At 61.4% G+C, this 8,084-nt stretch carries 8 protein-coding genes and 1 pseudogene; 5 read left to right on the top strand and 4 right to left on the bottom strand.

The genetic code is table 11. The features are described from left to right. Positions 1-489 precede the first annotated feature (489 nt). The 3 genes and pseudogenes from ACT3UE_RS15535 (at position 490) to ACT3UE_RS15525 (ending at position 3,045) form a co-directional block, all read left to right on the top strand. Positions 490-1,796 (top strand): annotated as a pseudogene (locus tag ACT3UE_RS15535) (transposase). A gap of 319 nt (positions 1,797-2,115) precedes the next feature. Beyond that, positions 2,116-2,535, top strand: a complete 420-nt coding sequence (locus ACT3UE_RS15530; RefSeq protein WP_444555754.1) for a hypothetical protein — start codon at positions 2,116-2,118, stop codon at positions 2,533-2,535. Between the two features lie 117 nt (positions 2,536-2,652). After that, positions 2,653-3,045 carry a hypothetical protein gene (locus ACT3UE_RS15525; RefSeq protein WP_444555753.1) on the top strand — a complete coding sequence of 131 codons (393 nt, stop codon included), beginning with the start codon at positions 2,653-2,655 and terminating at the stop codon, positions 3,043-3,045. A 76-nt stretch (positions 3,046-3,121) separates the two neighbouring features. Here the strand turns inward: ACT3UE_RS15525 and ACT3UE_RS15520 are convergent, their stop codons facing one another. The 4 genes from ACT3UE_RS15520 to ACT3UE_RS15505 form a co-directional block, all read right to left on the bottom strand. Further along, a complete protein-coding gene (locus tag ACT3UE_RS15520; RefSeq protein WP_444555752.1) occupies positions 3,122-3,538 on the bottom strand; it encodes a hypothetical protein in 417 nt (138 codons plus the stop codon). Positions 3,539-3,761: 223 nt separating this feature from the next. Continuing rightward, a complete protein-coding gene (locus ACT3UE_RS15515; protein ID WP_444555751.1) occupies positions 3,762-4,136 on the bottom strand; it encodes a hypothetical protein in 375 nt (124 codons plus the stop codon). Next, entirely contained in the window at positions 4,105-5,286 is a 1,182-nt protein-coding gene (locus ACT3UE_RS15510; RefSeq protein ID WP_444555750.1) for an IS110 family transposase, read from the bottom strand. The genes ACT3UE_RS15515 and ACT3UE_RS15510 overlap by 32 nt, the downstream gene beginning before the upstream one ends. 126 nt (positions 5,287-5,412) lie before the next feature. Next, complete coding sequence (locus tag ACT3UE_RS15505; RefSeq protein ID WP_444561896.1) at positions 5,413-5,742, bottom strand: RDD family protein; 330 nt, start codon at positions 5,740-5,742, stop codon at positions 5,413-5,415. 371 nt (positions 5,743-6,113) lie between these two features. Between ACT3UE_RS15505 and glnA the strand changes: the two genes are divergently transcribed. Both glnA and ACT3UE_RS15495 read left to right on the top strand, forming a co-directional pair. After that, positions 6,114-7,538 (top strand): type I glutamate--ammonia ligase, encoded by a 1,425-nt coding sequence (gene glnA, locus ACT3UE_RS15500; RefSeq protein WP_444555748.1) that lies wholly within the window; start codon positions 6,114-6,116, stop codon positions 7,536-7,538. Between the two features lie 261 nt (positions 7,539-7,799). After that, the gene (locus ACT3UE_RS15495; RefSeq protein ID WP_444555747.1) at positions 7,800-8,027 is read left to right on the top strand and encodes a hypothetical protein; all 228 of its coding nucleotides are present in this window, start codon (positions 7,800-7,802) and stop codon (positions 8,025-8,027) included. Positions 8,028-8,084: the final 57 nt, after the last annotated feature.

Raw genomic sequence — 8,084 nt, 5'->3', positions numbered from 1 at the left:
ACAACCCACGCACAGTCGACATCGTGGTGGCGTAAGTCCCGTGGAACTTGGGCGGCTAGATGTACTCGACCAAGATATTGTCGGCAGTTGAATAAGTGGAGACCTCCTGGATCGGCAGTTATGACGACAACCGATCCAGGAGTTCTTCCATGTCCGACGATATGGTCCGTCGCCCACTCCTCAACCACAATTCCCACCTGACCCTGCACGGCCGACGTCTACTCGTGCACCGTGTACGGCCGCCCCTCCGGACCGTTTCCTAGGTGCGTGGGTCAGTAATTCCGGCAACGAACCTTAAAACGCTGAGGGGATTAACCAGGAACAGGCGCCTCTGCTGGGATAATTGGGGGTATGGATACCGGTTCTGCTGACATGGATGGCCTGTTCGACGAATCCCTCATCGAACGCGTCGAGCTCCCGGACGATGACCGGATCGACACCAACGGCGGAGTCAACAAACGCTTCTAGGCCTTCGAACCCAACGCCGTGATGCTCGTCCCGCCCTCACTGGATGAATGGCTACCCCAGGACCATCTGGCCCGGTTCATCGGCGAACTCGTCGATACCGAACTGGACCTGACCCGGTTCTACGCCTCCCATGCCAAGGCCAAGGGCCAACCACCCTATGATCCACGCCTGATGCTCAGGGTTCTGCTCTAGGGATACTGCGTCGGGGTCCGCTCCTCCCGCGAGTTGGAGAAGGCCTGCACCGATGTGGTCGCCTTCCGCTGGCTCGCCGCCCAGCAGGCACCGGACTTCCGCTCGATCGCCCGCTTCCGTGAACGCCACCTCGCAGCACTGGGCAACGTATTCCTCCAGGCCCTTGAACTCTGCCGGGCCGCGGGCATGGTCTCGTTGGGCCATGTGGCCCTGGACGGAACGAAGGTCCGCGGCAACGCCTCACGGCATAAGGCGATGTCCTACGAAAGGCTCACCAGCAGGCAGAAGGTCCTCGCCGATGAGATCAGTGACCTGATGGCCGAGGCCAAGACCGTGGATGCGAACGAGGACGCCCGATTCGGGCCAGGTAGGCGAGGAGATGAGCTGCCCGCCGAACTGGCGAACCGCCAGCGCCGGGCCGCCGCGATGCAGGCAGCATGGGAATCGATCGAGGCCGAAGCCGAAACGAAGGCAAGCGATCGTGGAGACGACGACCAGGACATCACCGGTTCCGGGGACGCTGCTGCCGCGGACGCGGTGGCCAAACCGACGTCCCAGCGCAACTTCACCGACCCGGACGCGAGGATCACGAAGACCGCCGATGGTTCCTACCACTACAGCTACAACGACCAGGCCGTTATTGATGCCGACCGCCAGGTCACCGTGACCACCCAACTGGGCAACACCGCGGTGGACGTGCAGCAGCTGGTGCCGATGATCGAACACACCACCACTTCCTTGGACGCGATGCCGGCGAAGTGGAGTGCCGACGCAGGGTATTGCTCAGCCGCGAACCTAGAACACACCGGTTCTCGGGAGGCTGCCGGGGGCACTTCGTTCTTCGTGTCCACCCGGAGGGTCAAGCATGGGCGCCCGGTGCCGGAATCACCGCGGGGCAGGATCCCGAAGGACGCGACGGTGACCGAGAGGATGGCCAGGCGGCTGAAGACGAAGAAGGGCAGAGCGGTCTATGCCAGGCGCAAGGCCATCGTGGAACCGGTCTTCGGCAGATACACACACGGCAAGGCAAACACGTGCTGTTGCGCGGCTTGGAGAGGGCCTCGAGGGAGTAGGAGTTGATGGCGGGGTGCCATAATCTGCTCAAACTCTTCAGTTACCGGGCCCAGACGGCCTGAAAGGGGCGGGACCCCGCTCTGCGGGGCGTGGCATGACCATCTGGGTAGCGCTTCGGAGCAGCCAGGTGGCGTTTCCTTGAAATAGAGCCCGAAGGCCCGTCCTCTTTCTCTGACGAGAGGGACGGGCCTTCGGGTTCAGGGCTGACACCGGACAGTTGGTTTATCGACTACCGACCCACGCATCTAGGCAAAGTCTCCGGCGCCTGCGGTGCCCTAATAATCCATCGTCCGTAAGTATTGACTCCCCTCAGTCGGAGGCCCATGCTGAACACAAGCTCGATTGATCATTTCGCTATACAAATAAGTGAGGGTGAGAACGATGGGCGATGTTCGCCAGTTTCTGGAAGTTCTAGGCAAGTTGGCCACGGACGACAACTTCCGCAAGGAGTACGAAGCAGCTCCGGAGAAGTGCCTTGAGAAATATGAGATCAAGGTGTCCTCGAACGTGCAGGCAGAGCTTCCAAAAAAGCAGGCCCTGGTCGACGCTCTGAAGAGTGTGCTGGAAAGCACCCTTGCCGTTGCCCCAAGCAACGAGGACCTGATGACGCTGAGGCCACAGATGCCGAGTGCGCAAATGATGGGGGGACAAATGGGGCTGTTCGTCGAAGGGACGGGGCCATCAATCGTTTTCCCATCAGGAGAAGTGTTCGTACCGCCGTGGGTGAAATATGCTCAACCGCAACTGGTTCTGCGTCTAGTGGATCTGCAGCGAGTGGAGAAGCGTTGGTCTCAATTCTAAGCCAGGAAAGCCGTGTCCGCCGCTAACGGGCCGTCTGCGTTCAGAGCATCACGCCTATGCGCCCATTCAGGATGCTCGTCATGAGCATTTGACGTGTGAACCGCATAGGAGAAAGTCATGACCAAGAAAGCTCAGGGCCGGTCGACAGTGTTGTTTGCCAAGATCCTGAACAAGGACGCCCAACGCAAGGAATACGAGCTGGAGCTCATAGGCGGGGACAGACTCACGATAGACACCACTGAAGTGGACAAGATCGAAGAGTACGTTTGTCCGGCCACCGGGAACCCGGTCGCGAAGGTCACCCTTGACGAGGAGTCTGAGGTCAGGACGGTGGCCAGGGTGCGAGACCTGGTGGCGCACCTCTACGCGGCCGATGGGACTCCACGGCCGATACCCCTCCACGTCTACGACGGGGGTCTTTACGCAGCCGGAGGGCGGCCGACGCCAATGCCCGTCTACGTTTACGACAGGAATCGCTACGTCTACGACGTGCGGACGACGGGCTGGTGACAAGGAGCCAATACGGGCCCGTCCGCGCAAGCAGTCGCCTGGCACCAGGAGAATCCCGCCCTCCTGCGAGAACCGGTTAGCCGACGATGTTGTCCAACGCACCGGCAGCAATATTCAGGAGCAACGAGATCACATGCAGCAGCAACGGGATGATCAGTGAGGGCGCCAGCAGGGCAGAAGCTGGGATCAGGATCCACAACATCGGCTTGGCAACATGCCCAGTGTTGCGGCCCTTGCGCGAATCCAAGAGCCACTTGAGCATGAGCACGAAGACCAAAGCCGTACCCGCCATAGCCATGGTCTCAGGCAGCCCCGGATAGGCTCCCGAGACGGAAGACCAGAAGCCGTCCCAGTGCTGTCCGAAGTCGACGGTGCCCTCGGTTGGGGTCGGCGCAGCATCCGGCACCTCCGGGGACGGTGCGGGATCCACGGCCGGAGAGCTGGCCGCCGGCTCCGTGGGCGGAGCAGGAACAGTGTGGGTGGTGCGAGACACGATGTGGCCTTTCGTGGGGTTATCGGCTTCGGGCAGTACGGCGGGACTTCTTCATCAGTGGGGCCCGCAACTCGGCAAGGGTTCCCACCTGTACGCGTGCGGCAAGAGCCAGGGCGACATCAGCGCAAGCTCGAGCATCCTCACCGGCATCGTGGTGCCCGAAATCAGCAATCTCGATCTCCTCCGCCACAACGTCGAGGCGGTACGCCGCCAAGCCCGGCAACTAGTGCTTGGCAAGCTTCATCGTGCACTCGTAGTCGAACTCTGGAACTTCCAGACCAGACTCGATGGTCGCAGCGTTGATCACCGACCGTTCGAAGGCGACATTGTGCCCCAGCAACGGCAGGCCACCAGTGAAGCGGACCAACCGGTCCAGGAGCTCCGGCCAATCAGGTGCACCCTCGATATAGGACGGCGTCAGATGATGGACAGCAATGTTGTTGGGGTGGAAGACCTCGAACCCGCGCGGCGGGCAGACCGGATAAGTATGCACCGCGGCCACTTTGCCTCCGACCACTTTCGCCACACCGATCTGGCAGACGCTCGCCCGCTTGGGGTTCGCCGTCTCAAAGTCGAGGACTACGAAGTTGTCTAGCATGGGTGCCGCTTTCGCTGGATGATTGGAAGGAGGCCCGCCCCGGAGTTGATCGGCAGGTTCGGGCCTCCACATAGTCCTTCGAGGCCGGGTCGTGGAGCCACAGCCCGTTGCCCAAGCCGATGAGGGCCCGGCGTAGTTCGACGCTGCCCTCGCGGCTGATTGAGCCGTCCCGGCGCCGACCGGCTGATTCATATTGGGACGGAGACAGCCCGGAGGCCCGGTAGATCTGCGACTGTCCCGGCCAGCGGGATGGTTCCCCGATACCGGCGCCGTAGGCCGCGGCCCGGGACACTGACCAGCCAGGCACGGACAGTAGGGGATGGAACGGGGTGGACGGCAACAGTGCGGCGAGTTGGGCGTCCACCGTGCAGATCTGCCCGTCGAGGAGTTGGAGCATTGCCAGGTCTTCTACGAGCACGTCGCGGGCCGAGACGGCATCGGTCTGGGGCAACGCATCCCTGGCCGCGGCTACCAGCCGGGCCGCCATGGGGCCTCGGACCTGCAGCCCGCGAACTTGGGCGTAGCGGATGAACCGTTCGGTACCCAGTGAGGAAAGACGGTCCGGGTCGGCGAAGTGCTCGGTGACCAGCCGGCCGACCTTGGTGGCCAGAATGTTGGGTAGGGCCAGGGAAAGGCCGGGAAAGGTGCGGTCGAGTTGGCCCAGGATCTGGTTCTTCAACGCGGTCTTGGCCTCTATACGGCGATACCGGTGGGCGGCCAAGACGGTGATTGAGCCGATGACCACGGAGCGTTCGGTCATTTGCTGGCCACGTCCGGCCAGGACCAGTTCGGTGATTGCTTCGAGATCGATCGCGGCGGTCTTGACCTTGCGTCGGCCCTGGATGCGGCGTTGCTCGGCCACGTGGGCCGGATTCAGCTGGAGCAGTTTCCAACCCGGGGGCCAGGACATCGGGGACGAAAGCGGGCGGTGGTAATGCCCGGCGGCCTCGATGCCGACCAGGACCGGGATATCCGGTGGTATGACGACTTGGATCTTCTCCAACGCGGCGTTCAGACCCGTTCGGGTCATCGCGGCATCGAATGGATCCAGCAAAATCTGATGTTCAGAGTCGGTGGCCGACAGAGCCAGAGTGTTCTTACCGACGTCCACAGCCACGACAACGGCCTGTATTGCATGATGGAATGACATGACCCACCTCCGGGGGCAGCCAGAAGGACCGGCGCGTCAACGCCTGATCCTCGATGAGGGATCTGATATATCCCTTCTGGCACCTCCGGAGGTGTTTTGGGAAGACCTACGACTTATATCAGGACGTCAGGTCCGTACGAGGATAGTCTTGATGGCCCGGTCGTGGAGGCCGCGCTGATCCGGGTCGGTGACCAGTGGGGGGACGACCAGACAGACCAGGACACCGCGGATGAGGCCCTGGAGCGGTCGCACGGGCGAGCCGTCCATGCCCTGCACCTGCATACCGAGGGTGCGGTGGCCGATGGAGTGGCCGGTCACTCCGACGAAGACGATCTGCATGGCGGCGAACAGCGCCAAATTGGCGTAGGAACTGCCGTGGAAGAAAATGAACGACGGGATCATGGCCAAGGCCCAGTCGATGCACAAGGCACCGACGCGCCGGCCAATGCGAGCCACAGATCCCGGCCCGCTTTCGGGCCGTCCAAGGCGCTGGCCCGGCCAGGCTTCGGAATTGAGCTGAGGCGGGCCTTCGAGCCATGAGCTGACATCTTTACGTTCCACCCCACCAGTCTATCGCGGGCTTTCCAGAGTGCGGCGACATCGTCCCGTCCACGCTGATAAGCCCGGAACGCGAGGCCGGGCGGGAGCGAAAAACTACTCCCGAAATCGCTGGGATCGGTCCGCTGGGCACTCTATAACGCCCGAGAAGCGAATGTGTCACGATCGGGGAACCAATATTCGTTAGAGTAGGGATACAGCGAGGGGCCGACACGTGCAAAGGCCGCGTGCTTCCCTGGCCTGAGCAAACCTCATAGGAGCAGTAGCAGATGTTCAAAAACCCTGACGAAGTCCTCAAGTACATTGCCGACGAGGACGTTAAATTCGTCGACATCCGATTCACGGACCTCCCGGGGGTGCAGCAGCACTTCAACGTCCCGGCCAAAACGGTTGACGCAGACTTCTTTGTCGACGGACAGCTTTTCGACGCTTCGTCGATCAAGGGCTTCCAGGGAATCGCGGACTCTGACATGCAGTTGATTCCGGACGTCACCTCCGGCTTCGTCGATCCCTTCCGTCTGGAAAAGACCCTGGCTTTCAACTTCTCGATCGTCAGCCCCCGTACCGGCGAACCGTACCACCGCGACCCGCGTGGCGTAGCCGAGCGTGCTGAGGCATACCTGGAGTCCACGGGTATTGCCGATACTGCCTTCTTCGCTCCGGAAGCGGAATTCTTCATCTTCGACAACATGCAGTGGGAGTCGAAGCCGCAAGGTTCCTTCTACAAAATTGATTCAGTCGAAGCTCCGTGGAACACCGGCAAGAAGGAAGAGGGCGGCAACCAGGCCTATAAAACGCCGTTCAAGGGAGGCTACTTCCCGGTGGCTCCCACCGATAAGCAGGCCGACTTGCGTGACGCCATCTGCCTGGAACTCGAAGCGGCGGGCCTTGAAGTCGAACGGTCGCACCATGAGGTCGGCGCCGCAGGCCAGGCCGAGATCAACTACAAGTTCAATACGCTGACGCACTCTGCTGATGACATCCTGAAGTTCAAGTACATCGTCAAGAACCTGGCCGATGCCTGGGGCAAGTCCGCGACGTTCATGCCGAAGCCGGTCTTCGGTGACAACGGTTCAGGTATGCACTGCCACCAGTCGTTGTGGACCGATGGTGTCCCGTTGTTCTACGACGAGAAGGGCTACGCCGGCCTGTCGGACACCGCCCGCTGGTACATCGGCGGACTACTCAAGCACGCCTCCTCCGTCCTTGCCTTCACCAACCCGACCGTGAACTCCTATAAGCGGCTGGTCAAGGGCTTCGAAGCCCCGGTGAACATGGTGTATTCGCAGGGCAACCGCTCCGCCGGTATCCGCATCCCGATCACGGGGTCGAACCCGAAGGCCAAGCGCATCGAGTTCCGCGCGCCAGATGCCTCGGGCAACCCGTACCTTGCTTTCGCCGCTCAGCTCATGGCAGGCCTCGATGGCATCCGCAACCGCATTGAACCGGCCGATCCGATCGACAAGGACCTCTACGAACTTCCAGCCGAGGAAGCCAAGGACATCCAGGTGGCACCAGGGTCGCTTGAGGAAGCCCTGTCGGCTTTGGAGGACGATTTCGACTTCCTGCTCGCCGGTGATGTGTTCACCGAGGATCTGATCCGGACCTGGATCGACCTCAAACGCGAAACCGAGATCAAGCCGCTGTCACTGCGCCCGAACCCCTATGAGTTCGAGCTCTACTACGGCTGCTAGTCAGACCGCAAAGCTAAACCTCATCTAGTCCGTAGAGAGTCCGCACGAGCGAGCGACACTTCGGTGACGGCCGCACGTGCGGACTCTCTATTGTCTGGATCCCCGCCTGTGGTGGCCGCTTGCCATCGTTCAGCCACGCTCCAAGTACCCTGCTCCCCCTGCACCATGATGGGCGTTTTCCCGGGACTCCCCCGGCTACATCCACCCAGCGCATCAGTAAAAGCGCTGGTCAGGAGCTGGGGCCGTGCATAGAATCGCTCTATGGCCTATCACTTGGAAAGACTGTCTCGCGGCAGTGTCGACTCACGCACGGATGTCTTCGGAAACGACCTTGATGAAGCACTCGAGACAACGACCGACGCACTAACCAAAGATAAAGTCGAATTCGCCCGGCTCATGGAAGACGGATCCGGGAACAGCGGACCTGGTGAAGGTCGAATCGTTGCCATCTATACCGCAGCAGAGGGCTGGCACAAGCTCGAGGCCTAGAAGCTGGATAGCTCCCGGATATCGACTCAGAAGGGTGGTTCTTCCGGGGGCTTTTCC

Source organism: Arthrobacter sp. 179, from assembly GCF_052379645.1.
Classification (GTDB): domain Bacteria; phylum Actinomycetota; class Actinomycetes; order Actinomycetales; family Micrococcaceae; genus Arthrobacter_H.
Note: the sequence above shows the minus strand (reverse complement) of the source record. Positions and strands in the feature narration are given on the sequence as shown.

Excerpts from the sequence above, each read along its gene's own strand:
- ACT3UE_RS15530 (WP_444555754.1), top strand. The coding sequence starts at position 2,116 with ATGGGCGATGTTCGCCAGTTTCTGGAAGTTCTAGGCAAGTTGGCCACG.
- ACT3UE_RS15495 (WP_444555747.1), top strand. The coding sequence starts at position 7,800 with ATGGCCTATCACTTGGAAAGACTGTCTCGCGGCAGTGTCGACTCACGC.
- glnA (WP_444555748.1), top strand. The coding sequence starts at position 6,114 with ATGTTCAAAAACCCTGACGAAGTCCTCAAGTACATTGCCGACGAGGAC.
- ACT3UE_RS15515 (WP_444555751.1), bottom strand. The coding sequence starts at position 4,136 with ATGCTAGACAACTTCGTAGTCCTCGACTTTGAGACGGCGAACCCCAAG.
- ACT3UE_RS15525 (WP_444555753.1), top strand. The coding sequence starts at position 2,653 with ATGACCAAGAAAGCTCAGGGCCGGTCGACAGTGTTGTTTGCCAAGATC.
- ACT3UE_RS15510 (WP_444555750.1), bottom strand. The coding sequence starts at position 5,286 with ATGTCATTCCATCATGCAATACAGGCCGTTGTCGTGGCTGTGGACGTC.